We start from the raw sequence: 14009 nt of genomic DNA, 5'->3' as shown, positions 1-14009 counted from the left end.
GGAGCACGGTGGATATGACCGCAAGGCCGGAGGCAACATCGATAACAGGGATCGGTTCCGCCTCGCAGGAGCACGAGCAGGAGGAGCAAAAGACGTAGCCGTCGCCGTCGACCATGGGAATCAGTCCTCGTCGAAATGGGTGGCCGGCCGCCCGTTCGGACTATCGGCGGGGATCGGGCGTCCGATCGGTCCCCGGGGCGAGCGCTCCAGCGAGGAAGATCGAGCACACGTAGTCCCCGATCTCGCTGGCCGACCGCGAGCCTCCCGGTCGATACCACTGATATCCCCAGTTGCACATCCCGAAAAAGGCCATAGAGGCCAGGGTGGGGTTGCTAACGTTGAACTCGCCGGACTCGTTGCCGCGCTCGATCACCCGCCGCACGTTCGCCCAGTACTCGTCGCGCTTCTTGCGGATCCGCGACCGGGACCGCGGGTCGAGATCGCGGTGGTGCTCGAAGTACACCCGCAGATATCCCGGGCGGTCTTCCAGCAGTCGGAAGATGTCCATCGCGACACGTCGCAGGATCTCTGAGGCTGTGAAGTCAGACTTGAGATAGCTCTCCAGTGGCGGGCCGACAGCTTCGACACATTCGTCGTGAATCCAGGCGACGATCTGCGCCTTGCTCTTGACGTGGTGGTACAGCGTGGGCTTCTTGATGCCGACCGCCTTGGCGACGTCCTCCATCGAGGTCTCGTGGAAGCCCTGCTCGTTGAACAGTCTCGCCGCCACACTCGTGATCTGCGCCTTCCGACCTCCAGCAGGGGCCGTTATCGTCGACATCGCTTCACCCTTTCCCGTCGAGGGTACGCTCGGCCACCCGACCGAGTAGTCGGTCACTGTACCCGAGGAGATCCACAGAGAGCGCATCGCTGTCGTCAGTCGCGAGCTGGCAAGCACCTACGCCGCCACGTTGGCGCCGCAGAGGACCGGCTACTGGGAGCAACCGCATCGGGGAACTGAGCGTGCTGGGCCGCCGGGAAGCACCGCTGCGCTCACGAACTCTTCAACCTCGCCGAGCCGTCATCGATCTCAGTGAGACGTCGCCGATGCACCGATGGAGCATTGGTTCGGCGCCGGGAAAGCGAAGTTCGCCCGAGCGGGGGTCAAACATGTCAACGACCCTGCCCGCTTGGATCGGGACCGTTGAGTGGACCCGATGACGCTTCCCGAAGGCGCGGCGGTCGCAAGCTCCCGCCCGCGAAGCACCCAACGTGCCATCTCCGGGCGTCCGCGGACGTGAGGCGGCCCACGGCTGCTTTAGTGGAGCAGAGCGTTGTTTTCGATCCCTGACCCCTTTGGTGACCGGCGTAGAATCGTACCGACCGGCTAGTCGGTCTGTACGATGGAGGCGCCATGCGCCAAGCCGATTGTTTGATGACAGCTCGTCTGGGGACTGTACGACGAGATCCATCGGGCAGGTCATTGACCCACTCCCCCGCCTCGTTCTGGATCCGGCGGTTGACCAGGACCCGGCAACTGACGAACGGCTCTTGGTCGTGGGTGTAAAGCAACTCGGGGTCCTCGGCGAGGTTCCCCGCGAAGGTGACGGTGGATGACATGTATTCCTCCTCGGTGACTGCGGAACACCGCGGATACGGATCCCGCAGTCACCCAGCTCGGATCGACCCTGGCAGCGATCACCTAGCCGCAAATCCGGCGACCGCAAAATGGCGGGGCCCTCCCCTTTCAGATCCGGCCGGACGCGCGTCGTCCCACAAGTCACCCTGGTCGCCGGAGCACCTGCGGCGATCAGTGCCGGCACTGATGGGGCCTGGGCGGCCCCGAGCACCAGAACGCCCCGATCCGGCTCCGGGTACCGGATCGGGGCGTGCGCCTGAGAGTAGCCGCGGCCTCCGGCGCAACGGGGCGATTTCGAACAGATCGACCGGACGGTGCCGTGCTCGAGCGCGGCTGGCTCAGCGCTGGCGCGCCGTCGACGCCGCGGCGGTCGGTTGCTGAGCTTCTGCGGCGGCGGAGGAAGCTCTCGACCCAGACGGCGTGCCACCGAGGCCGAGGAGTTCCGCACGCCGATCAAGGAGCGCGGCGTGCTGGAGGCCGTGACGGTCTACCGCAACGAGGACGGGCAGTAACTTCCTGCTGCGCGGCCAGCGCCGGACTGTGGCCGCCGCCGAGGTCGGCACCCCCGTCCCCGCGCCGGACTCGACCAAGATCTCGTAGCCGAGCTTGATGAGTTGGTGGACGGTCGCCGGGGTCGCCGACACCCTCCTCGGGGCGCGCCTCGTTGATGACTCCAATGATCATGTTTCTTCTCGCATAACGTCGGGCCAAAGTTTGGGCTTCACTTTGGTGCGTCCGGGCTGGCGTGGAGTGTGATTAGGGGATGTACCAGTTCCAGTTGTGGGCACCGGTATGACGCCGCCGGTCGCGACCCTGACGCATCGCGAGGCGCTCTCGCTGACGGCGCGGTGAGTGCTATGTCGCCCAGTGCGCGATCCGCAGTCAGATGGCCTGGTCAGTGAGGCTCACGAAGGAAGGGGCTCAACACCTGCCAGAGGGAACGCCAGTGGATCTTCACGTCCGACCCGCGTGCGCTCAACCCAGCCAGCGCAGCTGCCGTTGCTTGGCTTCGTCGTAGGACGCCCGCCCGGAGAGCGACTCGGGCACGCCGGTCTCCCACCACGCACCGGCTTCGGTCCAGGTCGCGTGGTGAACGTTGCAGACGACAACGGCTGGACGCCGCTCGGTGCGAGCCGCCTCACGGGCACGCTCGTAGGCAGCCCTGAGGCCGTCGACTGAATTGCTTTCGCGCACGTCCTCCACGTGGACGCCGAGTGAGGCGGCGTGGGCTACGAAGTCCACTCGCACCGAAATGTCGCCTCGGGAGTCGGCCAGCAGGTTGTTGAAGCCCTTGGCCCCCTGGTTGGTCTGGAGCCGGTGGATCACGGCGAAGCCAGCGTTGTCGCAGACGACCGCGACGTAGGGGTGGCCGGCGAAGGCGGCGCTGTAGAGCTCGGAGTTGAGCATCAGGTAGGAGCCGTCACCGCAGATTGACGTGACGAGTCCGTCGGGGTGGGTCTGCTGGCGGGCCATCGCGGCACCCCACGGGGCGACGACCTCATAGCCCATGCAGGAGAAGCCGTATTCGAGGTCCATGGTGCCGCCCGAGGTGGGGCCGGATCCGTGCTTGACCTCGCCGGTCCGCCAGCCGCCATGCAGCTCGCCCGGCATGCCGCCGGAGGCGGTCAGCACATAGTCATCGGGGGTGCTCAGGTCGTTCACGACGCCGGTGACCTGGGCGTAGGTCAGCGAACCGTCGGGGGTGTGGCCGCCGGCCCGCAGGCTATCGATGTGGACGTCCCAGGCGGCCTTCCCCTCCGCGGCCCGCGCCGCCCAGTCCGGCCCGGACTTCCAGCCGCCGAGGCTGGCGCTCAGCTCGACCAGCGTCTCGCGGGCGTCCCCGACGACTGCGTGTGAACCGTGCTTGACCGCGTCAAAGCGAGCTGCGTTGACGGTGATGATTCGGACATCGGCGGCGAAGGCCGTCCACGAGGCGGTGGTGAAATCCTGCAGTCGGGTGCCAACGGCTAGTACGACGTCGGCGGCGGCAGCGAGGTTGTTGGCCGAGGTGGAGCCGATGATGCCCAACGGGCCGCCGTATAGCCGGTGGTCGTGGGGCACCAGTGTGCGGCCGGCGACGGTCTCGACGGCGGGGATGTTGTGGGTTTCGGCGAAGGCGAGCCCCTCGGCGCCGGCCCCGGAGTAGCGAACGCCCCCGCCCAGGACGAGCAGCGGACGCTCCGCCTCGCGGAGCAGGTCGGCTGCCGACGAGAGAGACGACACGTCGGGGCGGGCGCGTGGCACGCGGTGGACCCGGGGCGCGAACATGGCCACGGGGAAGTCATAGCGCTCGGCCTGAACGTCTTGAGGGAGGGCGAGTACGACGGGCCCGGTGTCGGCCGGGTCGGTGAGGACACGCGCCACCTGCGGCAGCGTGCTGATGAGTTGCTCGGGGCGGGTGATCCGGTCGAAGTAGCGCGACACGGGGCGGAAGGCGTCGTTCACCGTCGTGGTGGGGTCACCGAAGTGTTCGACCTGCTGCAGCACGGGGTCCGGGGCACGACCGGTGAACGTGTCGCCCGGGAGCAGCAGGACCGGCAGCCGGTTGGCGTGTGCGACGCCAGCGGCGGTGACCATGTTGAGGGCACCCGGGCCGACGGAGGAGGTCGCGACCATCACCTGGCGGCGGTCGGTTGCCCGGGTGTAGGCGACGGCGGCGAGCGCCATGCCCTGCTCGGTCGAGCCACGCCACGTGGGCAGTTCATCGCGGACCTCGTACAGCGCGGCGCCGAGGCCGAGGACATTGCCGTGCCCGAAGATCCCGAAGACGCCCGCGAACAGCGGGACCTCGGTGCCATCGAGCAGCTCGGAACGCTGGGCTAGCATCCAGCGCACCAGCGCATGGGCCGTGGTTAGCCGGACGGTCTGATCGTCAGTCTGGCCAGACTGGGGAATCATCAAATGTGCCTTTCCCTGGGGCTGGAGTGGAGCGCGTCGAGCCGGCCGTTGGCTGAGGTGACCGGGCAGCGTGGGTCGGTCTCCATCCCGGCCCAGGTGTCGCGGACCCATCCGTGGGTCGGGTCGTCGCAGAAGGCGAGAGCCCGGTCGTGGGCGGGCCCAGCCATGACGTTGAGGTAGTACATCGGATAGCCCGGGGCGGCGATGCAGGGTCCGTGGTAGCCGTGCGGGACCACGACGACGTCGTGGTCCCGCACCTCGATCAGCTCGTCAAGCGGGGCCAGGCCCGCGGCGGCGTGCTCAGGGCCGGTGTAGGTGCGGTGGTAGCCGAACCCGGTCCGCGACGGGGTTATCTGGTCGGCGCCGGCGATCCGGTAGTAGTAGATCTCCTCGTTGATCACCCGGCAGGGTTCGCTGGCGTCATGCTTGTGCGGCGGGTAGCTGGACCAGTTGCCCGGCGGGGTGATCAGCTCGCAGCAGATCAGCTTGTCGGCGTGGTCCCACACGCCGGGGACGCCGAAGTTGGTCACCTGGCGGGTGGCGTTGCCGGCTCCGCGCACCTCGACGGGCACATCGGCGGCAGCGCCGCACTTTGGTGGCAGCCGGCGTTCGCAGCGAGAGGCCGGCAGGGCTACCTCGGCGCCGGTCTCCGACGTCAGAGTGACCAAGCTGTCACGGCCGACGTAGGCGAAGTCCGATACCGCGGTGAAGACGCTCTCCCGCCCGGCCAACTCGAACGTCCCCAGCTTGGTACCGCGCTGGTCGTCCACCGTGACGGTGAGGCTGCCTGCCAGTGGGAGGACGAAACACTCGCTGTCGCCGGTCTCGACGATCTGATCGCGCCCCGGCCCCAGACGGACAACTTGGAGACTGGTCCACCTCCAGCCCGCGTCCGCGGGACGCAGCCGGACCACGTGCCCCGGCGCGTTAAGGGACGGGTGGGGACGATGGAGCTTCACGCGACGTCCTCGGTGTGCGCAGCACGGAGCACTTGGGCGGCGGCGTCCACAGCGGCGTAGACGTTCCCGTCGGGCGGGTAGAGCAGCGCCCGTCCGACGACCAGGCCGCGGACGGCGGGCTGGACCAGGGTCTGGCCCCACGACGCGAGGTCGGCCCCCGGGTCGGGTCCAGGTACGCCGCCGAGGACGACACAGGGCAAGGTGGTGGCGCTGAAGACGACATCCGGCTCGTCGCAGGAGGGCATCTTGAGCCAGGTGTGCGCGCTGGTGGTCCCGAGGGCGGACCCCACGGTGATCGCCCGGGCCAGGGCCTGGGAGGTCTTGAGCAGCTTGAGGCTGCCGTCGTCGTTGCGGTGGTAGGGCAGCGGTTCGACCATGGCCATCAGGCCGGCCGCGGCGAGTTCGCTGACGGCGCGGGCGCATCCCTCGAGGGTGCCAGCGGTGCTGGCGTCGCGGTCGTCGATGCGCAGCAGCATCTTGCCGCCCTCGAGGCGGTTGGCCCGGATGCTCTCCGCGTCGTATCCGGTGAACCGGTCGTCCATCGTCCAGCTGGCGCCGTCGAGGCCGCCGCGGTTCATCGACCCGATCACGACCTTGCCCTCCAGCGCGCCCAGGAGGAGCAGCTCCTCCACGATGTCGGGTGAGCCGAGGACCCCATCGACGTCCGGGTGCGAGAGTGCCGCCACGAGCCGGGCCAGCAGGGAGCGTCGGTTGGCCATCGCCATCGAGTCGCCACCGGTGCCCAGCGCGCCGCGGGCGGGGTGGTCGGCGGCCACGAGGAACAGGGTCCCCCGCTCCGAGAGGAGCCGCTCGGGACGGCGGCGCTCGGCGTACGCCCGCGAGACCGCGTCGGGATCGGTGGCCCGGATGCGCAGCAGACGCTCCCATTCTGCGTCGGACAGTAGGGGCCTGCGGTCGGTGCCATGCGTACTGGTGGTGGTCATGCGTGTGCTCCTGGCTGGCGAGTGGGCTGGCTGATGGGCTGGCGTGTGACGAGGGCGTCGAGTTCCTCGATGGTGGGCATGGCGTCGGCACAGGCGAGCCGGGACACGACGATGGCGCCGGCGGCATTGCCGTACTCGGCAATCCGTACCGGGTCCCACCCGGACAGCAGTCCGTGCACCAGGGCACCTCCGAAGGCGTCCCCGGCCCCCAGCCCGCAGACCAGGTCAACGAGGTGGGGGGCGACCACCGAGCGGCTCTGGGGCGTGGCGACGAGGACACCCTCGCCGCCCATCTTCACCAGGGCCAGCGCCACCCCGCGGTCGAGGAGCCGGTCGGCGGCCGGGTGCGGGTCGCTGGTGCCGACGGCGACTTCGACCTCGGCCCGGTTGCCGACCACGACGGTGACGTGGTCAAGCATCTGGTTGTATTCCGCGCGAGCCTCCTCCGGCGACGGCCAGAACATCGGCCGCCAGTCCAGGTCGAGCACCGTGTGCCTGCGGCTCCCGGGCTTCGGCCGTCCGCGCCGGGCCAGCATCTCCAGCTGGGTGCTGCGGGCGGGCTCGACGCTCACGCCCGTGCCGGTCACCCAGAGCACGGGCACCTCGGCGACGACGTCCCAAGGGACGTCAGAGTGCTCCAGCGTCAGGTCCGGCGCGACCGGCTGCCGGTAGAACAGCAGCGGCGGGTCCTCGGGAGGGTTCAGCTCACAGAACACCACCGGCGTGAGCAGGTGCTCGGCGGTCCCGACGTACGACGCGTCCACGCCGAACCCGGTCAGCGCCTCTCGCACGTAGGTGCCGAAGCCGTCCGGGCCCACCTTGGTGAGGACGGCGGTCCGGTGGCCGAGCCGGGCCGCGCCGACCGCGACATTGGTGGCCGTGCCACCCAGCGACTTACCGAAGGAGGTGACGTCCTTCAAAGCGCCGGACTGCTGGGGGTAGAGGTCCACCCCTACGCGGCCGACGGTCAGGAGCTCGAGGTCAGTCATCGCACGCTCACCTGGCTGTCGGGAAGTGGTAGCTGGCCTCGGAGGCGTGGTCGACGTGCGGCCAGCGGGTGGTGATGACCTTGGCGCGGGTGTAGAATGAGACTCCCTCGGGGCCGTGGATGTGCTTGTCGCCGAAGAGCGAGTCCTTCCACCCACCGAAGGAGTAGAAGGCCATCGGCACCGGGACCGGCACGTTGATGCCGATCATCCCGACGTCGACTCCGCGCTGGAACCGGCGGGCCGCCTCACCGCTGTTGGTGAAGATCGCCGTGCCGTTGCCATACGGGTTGGCGTTGATCAGCGCGATCGCCTCGTCGACGTCGTCGGAGCGCACGACCGAGAGCACCGGCCCGAAGATCTCCTCGCGGTAGACGTCCATGTCGGTGCTGACCTGGTCGATGACCGTCGGGCCGACGAAGAACCCGTCCTCGTGACCCGGGACCGTGTAGCCACGACCGTCTACTTTGACCTTCGCCCCCTGGGCCTCACCGGAGTCGATCAGGCCGACGATGCGCTCCTGCGCCTGGCGGGTGACCACCGGGCCCATCTCGCTCGCGGCGTCCCGGCCGCTGCCGACCTTCACCGCGCGGGCCCGGTCGTTGACCGCGGCGACGATGCGGTCCGCGGCCGAGCCGACGGCCACCGCCGCGGAGATCGCCATGCACCGCTCCCCCGCCGAGCCGAACGCCGCCGCCGCGAGATGGTCGGCCGCGAAGTCGATGTCGGCGTCCGGCATCACGATCGCGTGGTTCTTGGCGCCCCCCAGCGCCTGCACCCGCTTGCCGGTGGCGGTGCCCCGCTCATGGATGTAGCGGGCGATCGGGGTCGAGCCGACGAACGACACCGCAGCCACGTCCGGCGAGTCCAGGATGGAGTCGACCGCGACCTTGTCGCCGTGCACCACGTTGAACACCCCGTCCGGCAGGCCAGCGCGCTGCCACAGCTCGGCGATGAAGTTCGCGGCCGAGGGGTCACGCTCGCTGGGCTTCAGCACGAACGTGTTGCCGCACGCGATCGCGACCGGGAACATCCACATCGGCACCATGGCCGGGAAGTTGAACGGGGTGATGCCGGCGACGACACCGAGTGGCTCGCGGAACGAGAACGTGTCCACGCCGGTGGAGACCTGGTCGGAGTAGTCACCCTTCAGCAGGCTCGGGATCCCACAGGCGAACTCGACGACCTCGAGGCCACGCTGCACCTCACCCAGGGCGTCGGACAGCACCTTGCCGTGCTCGTCGGTGATCAGCTCGGCGATCTCCCTGGCATGCCGGTTGAGCAGCTCGCGGAACTCGAACAGGACCTTGGTACGACGGCTGATCGAAGTCTCTGCCCACGCCGGGAAGGCGTCCCGGGCCGCCGCGATGGCAGCCTCGACATCCTTCACGGAGCCGAGAACCACCTCGGCCTGCTGCTGCCCGGTCGCCGGGTTGAAGACCGGGGCAGTGCGGTCGGCGGTCCCGGCGGTGGCCCTGCCAGCGATCCAGTGCTGGATTGTTCTCATGGTGAAAGCTCCTGACGTCTTGTGGCCGCATAGACAGTCGTGCTTGCGACGAGGTCCTCGGCGCCGAAGGAATTGAGGGTCTTGTTCTTGCGTTTCAGCCGGAGGTCGGTGCGGCCCCTCGGGTTGACACCCAGCCCTGCCCCTCGGAGGACCGGACCATCGCGTCGAGTGCCTCGGCGGAGGCAACCGCATCGGGGAGTTGGGGCCCTTCGGCCTGGCCGGTCTGGATGGACCGGACCAGCCCGGCCAGCTCGATGACCTTGGTGTCGTCGTAGCTCATGGCGAGGCCTGCGCCGGGCTGGAACCGTGCGTAGTCACCGGCGCCAGGGCCGACAAGCAGCCGTTGGGCCGGCTGGTTGGCGTAGTCACTCCCGGTGGAGAGCTTGAGCTCCCCGGGGATTCGGAAGTCCCAGGCGACCAGGCCACGCGTGCCGTGCACCTCGATGCCGTAGTTGTTCTGCTCTCCTACCGCGACACGACTGCACTCAAGGGTGACCAGCGTGCCGTCCACAGTCCGTGCCAGGGCCGCGACAAAGTCCTCGTTCTCGACGGCGCCGGTCGGTGCGTCCGGGGCGCCCAGCCCGTGACCGTAGGTAGCGGCATCCGGGTCGAGAATCGGCCGCTGGGGCAGGAACACTGCGGTCTCGGCGACGAGACGGTCCAGGTCACCGAGCACGAAGCGGACCAGGTCGACGGCGTGCGAAGCGAGGTCGCCGAGCACACCGTGCCCGCCTGACTCCAGCGTGTAGCGCCAGGTGAGCGCCCCGAGCGGATGCGCGGCGTAGTCGGTGAACAGATTGACGCGGGCGTGGGTGGGCGTACCGATCTCGCCTAAGGCGACCAGTTCTCGCAGATGCGCGACCGCCGGCACGGCGCGGTAGTTGAATCCCACGGTGGCGTGCACGCCAGCCTCCGTCACCGCGCCGGCCACGGCCCGAGCATCGTCCGGGGTCAGGCCGACGGGCTTCTCGATCCACAAATGTTTGCCGGCCCGAGCCACGGCGACGCCGATCTCCCGATGGAAGGCGTTCGGCGCCGTGACGCTCACGACCTCGACCTCCGGGTCGGCGATCAGGTCGCGCCAGTCGGCGTACGCCGTGTCGAACCCGTGCTTGGCCTGGGCTGCCGACCTGGCGGCCGCAACGCTGTCGGCGACGGCTACGAATCGCGGCGCCACGCCGAGATCGGTGTAGTGGTGGCGAAGACGCGCCCACGCACGGGCGTGGACGTCGCCCAGCCACCCCGCGCCGATCACCCCCACCCCGAACATGCGGGGCTGCTCCTGCATTGTCGTGCTCCTCGGGTCTGTGTTGGTCACGATGCGCCTCCGACGGACGATGGCAGCGTGAGGGGGGCGGGAAGGCCGGTCTCGAGCTCGCGCCGAAGGCTGGCCAGCTGGTCCGCGAGACCGAAGGGCCGCACCCCGAGCACCTCGTCGGTGCGTGGCGTGGCAAGGCTGGTGTCGTACGGCATCGGCGCAGGCAACATCTCCCCGGCCGGCACCGGTCCGGTGCGCAGCAGACCCGGGTCGAGGTCGAAGACCCGGCAGGTCTCCCGGGCGAGCTCCTGGCGCTCCACGGCCGTTGCTCCGACGACATGGAGGATGCCGTCGGCTCGTCGGTCGAGCGCGAGCAGCAGCCTGGCCCCGATCTCGGCCGCCGTGACCGGGCTGGCCACGCCGTTGATCGCACCGTCCTGCCACACGGTGAACTCTCTGCCCGCCGAGAGGGCGTCCACGAGTGACAGCACGAAGTAACCGAAGCCGCAGTCCTGCTGTCGAGGTGCCGCAGGCTGGGTCAGGTGTCTGCCCTGGACGCCACCCACACGCGCCACGAAACCGCCGTCGGCCCGGTCGAGCACGACCTGCTCCGACTGCGCCTTGAACAGCCCGTACAGGTTCAGCGGGTTGACCGGTTCGTCCTCGTCGACGAGATGTCCGGTGCCGTCGAAGACCCAGTCGGTCGACAGGTAGCCGACCTGGGCACCGTGGGCGTTGGCTGCGTCGACGATCCGGCGGGTCATGCCGACGTAGGCGTCGAAGCCGGCGCGTCGGTCCCGGTACAGGCCCTGCAGGTCGTTGTCGATCGCCATGTGCAGCACCGAGGTCGCCCGGTGCTCGGCCAGCGCCTCGGTGATGTCAGACGGGTTCCGTAGATCGGTCAGGCGCCAGGGCCACGGCAATGTCGGCCCAGGGTCACGGCGTACGGCACACAGCAGCTCGACGCCGCGATCCGCGAGTACCGCAGCCACATTCCCACCGACGAACCCGGTCGCTCCGGTCAGCAGCACGCGGTGTGTCACTGGTCCACCTCCTCGATCGCGACCGGACGCCCTTCCCGCAGCGACCTGGTCGCCGCGAGCCCGATGACGACCGGCGCACGGCCGGAGGCAGCGTCGACAGGCGACGGACCCCCGTCGCGAACGAAGGAGACGAACGCGGCCCACTCGTTGCGGTAGGACGGCAGATAGCGGTCGAGGAAGAACCAGGGCAGCGGTTGGCCCGTGGTGGCCCCGGCAGTGCGGATCCAACCGGCGTGACGCGGCGGATTGTCGGACACTGCCATGCCTGCGGCACCGAAGGCCTCGAGGCGCTGATCGAACCCATAGACCGCCTGACGGCTGTTGTCGATCGTAGTGAGGGTGCCATCGGCATGGGTGAGTACGACGACCGCCGTGTCCACGTCGCCGGCGTCGCCGATGCGCGGGTCGATGCGCACCGCACCTCGGGCGAAGACCTCCACCACCTCCGAGCCGACCACGAAACGCGCCATGTCGAAGTCGTGGATGGTCATGTCGAGGAAGATGCCCCCGCCGACCGCGACGTACTCCGGCGGCGGCGGCGCTGGGTCACGGCTGGTGATGCGCAGCATGTGCAGATCGCCCAGCGCGCCTGACCGGACCGCCTCGCGCACCGAGGCGTGGCCCGGGTCGAACCGGCGGTTGAAACCGACCATGAACGGTACGCCGGCGGCCTCGACCGCGCTGAGCGCACGGTCCACCTCCGCCAGGTCGAGGCTGACCGGCTTCTCGCAGAAGATCGCCTTGCCCGCCTCCGCCGCGCGCACGACGAGGTCCACGTGGGTGTCGGTGCTGGAGCAGATGGCCACGGCGTCGACATCCGACGACGCCAGCACTTCGTCGATGCTGCCAGCGTCGACCCCGAGGTCGGCGCCCAGACGGGCCGCCACCCCGGGGACGACGTCGGCCACCGCGGGCACCGTCGCACCGTGCACCTCACGCGCCAGGAGCTCGGCGTGCATGCGACCGATCCGGCCGGTGCCCAGCACAGCAACCCTGACAGGCGGCCGGGTGTCCGCCTCGGCGAGCACGAAGCCCGCATCACGCATTTCCGTGGTCACAGCTGGGTCTCCCTCATCTCAGCGATCTCCTCCTGGGCCGCCTCCGCGACCTCACCTCCGAGCGACTTGAGCTCGTGCGCGAGACTCTCGAGCTCGGCACCGCCGGCCATCGCCTTGACCAGGGCGTCGAGGCTGACCTCGTCGCGCTCCCAGTCCTCGATCATCCGACCGCGGTTGAGCAGGAAGAAGTGGTCACCGACCAGGTAGGCGTGGTGCGGGTTGTGCGTGATGAAGATGACCGCGACGCCGCGCTCCTTCGCCTGAACGACGTACTTCAGGACGACACCGGACTGCTTGACACCCAGGGCACTGGTCGGCTCGTCGAGGATCAGCACCTTCGCGCCGAAGTAGACGGCACGGGCAATGGCCACGGCCTGCCGCTCACCTCCGGAGAGGGTGCCGACCGGCTGCTCCACGTCACGGATGTCGATCCCCATCGCGAGGAGCTCCTTGCGCGCAATCTCCTTGGCACGCCTGACGTCGATGAGACGCAACGGGCCACCTCGGGTTGGTTCCGACCCGAGGAAGAAGTTGCGCCACACCGACATCAGCGGGACGGTCGCGAGGTCCTGATAGACGGTGGCGATGCCCTTGCCGAGAGCGTCGCGCGGTGAGGAGAGGTTGACCTCCTCGCCCTCGATCCGGTAGGTGCCGCCCGACGGCTGGTGCACGCCGCTGAGGGTCTTGATCAGGGTGGACTTGCCAGCGCCGTTGTCACCGAGCACGCACGTGACCGTCCCTGGACGGACGTGCAGCGAGATGTCTCGCAAAGCGATCACACTGCCGAACTGCTTGCCGACCCCCTCGAGCTCCAGGATGGGCTCGGACTTGGTGGTGACTGCGATGGTGGTCATCCGCGGCCTCCGCTCGCGCGACGAGAAATGATCGTGTTGACCATCACGGCCATGAACAAGATCACCCCGAGGAACAGGAAGCTCCAGTCGGTGTTCCAGCCGGCAAAGGCGATACCGATAAACGCCATGCCGATCACCGAGGCACCGACACTGGCGCCGATCGCGGAGCCGAATCCGCCGGTGAGCAAGCAACCGCCCACGACTGCAGCGATGATGTAGGTGAATTCCTCGCCGACGCCTTGTCCTGCCTGGACCGACCGGAGGCGCAGTGCCGTCATAATCCCAACGAGGGCGGCCGACATGGAGGTGAACATGAACAGGAGGATCTTCGTCCGGGCCACGGGCACGCCGGTGTTGCGGGCGGCATTGGCGTCCCCGCCCACTGCGGTGATCCAGTTGCCGAATCGGGCCCGGGCCAGGACCACCGTCGCCAGGATGGTCAATCCGATCCACCACACGACCGCGATCCGGAACTTGTAAGGCTCCCAGAAGTCGGTGGCGAAGACGGCGCGCGCGCTGTCGAAGCCGGGGATGTCGTCGATTCCCGACACGCGGACGGTGTCGGTGATCATCTTGGTGAGGCCGAGGTTGAGCCCCTGCAGCGAGAAGAAGGTCGCCAGGGTCACGATGAAGCTGGGCAGTCTCGTCTTGACGACCAGCCAGCCGTTCATCGCACCAATCGCGGCGGCGAAGACCAGCGTCAAGAGGATGGCGGGCCACATCATCACGTACAGCTCGGTGACCAGCAGGCCGAGAACGAGGCCGCTGGAGCCCACCATCACCCCAGCCGATAGATCGAACTCCCCCCCGATCATCAGCAGGGCGACGGCCACTGCGACGATGCCGATCGTGGCGGCGGAGTCGGACCAGCGGGCCAGCCCGTGCAGCGATGCAAACTGACCGGTCTGGTCCACGACGGCGAA

At 68.8% G+C, this 14009-nt stretch carries 12 protein-coding genes and 1 pseudogene; 1 reads left to right on the top strand and 12 read right to left on the bottom strand.

Features of this window, described 5'->3' with window-relative positions; all coding sequences use genetic code 11:
• Positions 1-160: 160 nt before the first annotated feature.
• Positions 161-838, bottom strand: a complete 678-nt coding sequence (locus tag D0Z08_RS05225; protein ID WP_182481161.1) for a TetR/AcrR family transcriptional regulator — start codon at positions 836-838, stop codon at positions 161-163.
• Between the two features lie 1115 nt (positions 839-1953).
• Here D0Z08_RS05225 and D0Z08_RS32880 point away from each other — a divergent pair.
• Positions 1954-2091 (top strand): hypothetical protein, encoded by a 138-nt coding sequence (locus D0Z08_RS32880; protein WP_245993679.1) that lies wholly within the window; start codon positions 1954-1956, stop codon positions 2089-2091.
• Between the two features lie 87 nt (positions 2092-2178).
• Here the strand turns inward: D0Z08_RS32880 and D0Z08_RS33575 are convergent.
• From D0Z08_RS33575 to D0Z08_RS05165, 11 genes and pseudogenes are all read right to left on the bottom strand, one after another.
• Positions 2179-2223 (bottom strand): annotated as a pseudogene (locus D0Z08_RS33575) (hypothetical protein); the annotation flags it as partial.
• Between the two features lie 331 nt (positions 2224-2554).
• Positions 2555-4477 (bottom strand): 3D-(3,5/4)-trihydroxycyclohexane-1,2-dione acylhydrolase (decyclizing), encoded by a 1923-nt coding sequence (iolD, locus tag D0Z08_RS05210; protein WP_118923325.1) that lies wholly within the window; start codon positions 4475-4477, stop codon positions 2555-2557.
• On the bottom strand, positions 4477-5436 hold the full coding sequence (gene iolB / locus D0Z08_RS05205) for a 5-deoxy-glucuronate isomerase (RefSeq protein ID WP_118923323.1): 960 nt from the start codon (positions 5434-5436) through the stop codon (positions 4477-4479). The genes iolD and iolB overlap by 1 nt, the downstream gene beginning before the upstream one ends.
• Positions 5433-6380: a Cgl0159 family (beta/alpha)8-fold protein gene (locus tag D0Z08_RS05200; protein ID WP_118923321.1), complete on the bottom strand. Its 948-nt coding sequence runs from the start codon at positions 6378-6380 to the stop codon at positions 5433-5435. Before D0Z08_RS05200 ends, iolB begins: the two co-directional genes overlap by 4 nt.
• Complete coding sequence (gene iolC / locus D0Z08_RS05195; RefSeq protein WP_118923319.1) at positions 6377-7369, bottom strand: 5-dehydro-2-deoxygluconokinase; 993 nt, start codon at positions 7367-7369, stop codon at positions 6377-6379. The genes D0Z08_RS05200 and iolC overlap by 4 nt, the downstream gene beginning before the upstream one ends.
• A 7-nt stretch (positions 7370-7376) precedes the next feature.
• A complete protein-coding gene (locus tag D0Z08_RS05190; protein ID WP_118923317.1) occupies positions 7377-8873 on the bottom strand; it encodes a CoA-acylating methylmalonate-semialdehyde dehydrogenase in 1497 nt (498 codons plus the stop codon).
• Between the two features lie 94 nt (positions 8874-8967).
• The gene (locus D0Z08_RS05185; protein ID WP_220454051.1) at positions 8968-10161 is read right to left on the bottom strand and encodes a Gfo/Idh/MocA family protein; all 1194 of its coding nucleotides are present in this window, start codon (positions 10159-10161) and stop codon (positions 8968-8970) included.
• Positions 10162-10187: 26 nt separating this feature from the next.
• The gene (locus D0Z08_RS05180) at positions 10188-11174 is read right to left on the bottom strand and encodes an SDR family oxidoreductase (RefSeq protein WP_118923315.1); all 987 of its coding nucleotides are present in this window, start codon (positions 11172-11174) and stop codon (positions 10188-10190) included.
• Positions 11171-12232 (bottom strand): inositol 2-dehydrogenase, encoded by a 1062-nt coding sequence (iolG, locus tag D0Z08_RS05175; protein WP_220454050.1) that lies wholly within the window; start codon positions 12230-12232, stop codon positions 11171-11173. The genes D0Z08_RS05180 and iolG overlap by 4 nt, the downstream gene beginning before the upstream one ends.
• Positions 12229-13086 carry an ATP-binding cassette domain-containing protein gene (locus D0Z08_RS05170; protein ID WP_118923311.1) on the bottom strand — a complete coding sequence of 286 codons (858 nt, stop codon included), beginning with the start codon at positions 13084-13086 and terminating at the stop codon, positions 12229-12231. Before D0Z08_RS05170 ends, iolG begins: the two co-directional genes overlap by 4 nt.
• Entirely contained in the window at positions 13083-14000 is a 918-nt protein-coding gene (locus D0Z08_RS05165) for an ABC transporter permease (protein WP_245993660.1), read from the bottom strand. Before D0Z08_RS05165 ends, D0Z08_RS05170 begins: the two co-directional genes overlap by 4 nt.
• Positions 14001-14009: the final 9 nt, after the last annotated feature.

Origin of the sequence: Nocardioides immobilis (assembly GCF_003515065.1) — a bacterium.
GTDB classification, from domain to species: Bacteria; Actinomycetota; Actinomycetes; order Propionibacteriales; family Nocardioidaceae; genus Nocardioides; species Nocardioides immobilis.
Note: the sequence above shows the minus strand (reverse complement) of the source record. Positions and strands in the feature narration are given on the sequence as shown.

Coding starts and splice junctions, on each gene's coding strand:
- iolD (WP_118923325.1), bottom strand. CDS start 4,477: ATGATTCCCCAGTCTGGCCAGACTGACGATCAGACCGTCCGGCTAACC.
- D0Z08_RS05200 (WP_118923321.1), bottom strand. CDS start 6,380: ATGACCACCACCAGTACGCATGGCACCGACCGCAGGCCCCTACTGTCC.
- iolC (WP_118923319.1), bottom strand. CDS start 7,369: ATGACTGACCTCGAGCTCCTGACCGTCGGCCGCGTAGGGGTGGACCTC.
- D0Z08_RS05190 (WP_118923317.1), bottom strand. CDS start 8,873: ATGAGAACAATCCAGCACTGGATCGCTGGCAGGGCCACCGCCGGGACC.
- D0Z08_RS05185 (WP_220454051.1), bottom strand. CDS start 10,161: ATGCAGGAGCAGCCCCGCATGTTCGGGGTGGGGGTGATCGGCGCGGGG.
- D0Z08_RS05170 (WP_118923311.1), bottom strand. CDS start 13,086: ATGACCACCATCGCAGTCACCACCAAGTCCGAGCCCATCCTGGAGCTC.